1 protein-coding gene is annotated in these 409 nt (G+C 39.9%); it reads left to right on the top strand.

From position 1 onward, the window contains the following. The coding region (locus tag KJQ97_RS09600) for a hypothetical protein (protein WP_214120721.1) at nucleotides 1-409 on the top strand (409 nt) is incomplete at both ends.

Here is a 409-nt window from a genome sequence, read left to right on the forward strand (position 1 = left end):
AGGGAGGGCGGTCCAAGAACAGGACGATCGCCTGGTTTATCAGCTGATCGACAGTGAAAAATATTCAACTGAAATTTTGAAAGCACGACATTCATCGTATGACAAATCGAACGAACGTCTTGTTGAAGATGCATATGGTCTTGTCAGCGAATATCTCAGCAGTAACCTGATTGAGTTTTTGCGTGAACGATATCCGTTCTTTTATTTTGAGGAAACGGAAACGGGAACGTTTCAATTTTACTTCGGAAACTGGTGGGGACGTCGTTTGTTCGGAACGCTCGATGTTTTGAACGTTAAATTTAATTTTGATGAAAATGAATATCAAAAACTTGCTCGTTCTTTTGAATTTGAAGCAGAAAACAAACGATTGAACACCGACACGATCGAACGACTTTCTCAAGAAAACGAT

This window comes from Campylobacter sp. 2018MI01 (assembly GCF_018501205.1).
Lineage (GTDB): Bacteria > Campylobacterota > Campylobacteria > Campylobacterales > Campylobacteraceae > Campylobacter_E.